The sequence below is a fragment of the Mycobacterium sp. UM_11 genome (assembly GCF_001414075.1).
GTDB lineage: Bacteria > Actinomycetota > Actinomycetes > Mycobacteriales > Mycobacteriaceae > Mycobacterium.
The window spans coordinates 1-236 of the sequence record NZ_LATC01000297.1 but is presented as its reverse complement, the minus strand read 5'-3'; the positions used below and the strand labels follow the sequence as shown (position 1 = coordinate 236).

Sequence of the window (236 nt, the reverse complement as noted above, 5' to 3'; positions counted from 1 at the left end):
CGGTCGTGGTGGGGTGGGGGGATCCAGACGGTGTCACCTTTGGTGTTTTTGCGGGTGCGCCAGCCGGCGGGTGTGAGTAGGCGGTGATGGGGTCCGCAGGCGAAGGTGAGGTCGTTGATGTCGGTGCGGCGGCTGCGGGCGTAGTCGGTGACGTGGTGGACTTCGGACAGGTAGCCGGGCACGGTGCAGCCCGGGGCGGTGCAGCCGCGGTCCTTGGCGTAGAGCACGATCCGTTG

1 pseudogene is annotated in these 236 nt (G+C 68.6%); it reads right to left on the bottom strand.

Features of this window, described 5'->3' with window-relative positions:
• Positions 1-236: pseudogene (locus tag WU80_RS26260) on the bottom strand (hypothetical protein); the annotation flags it as partial.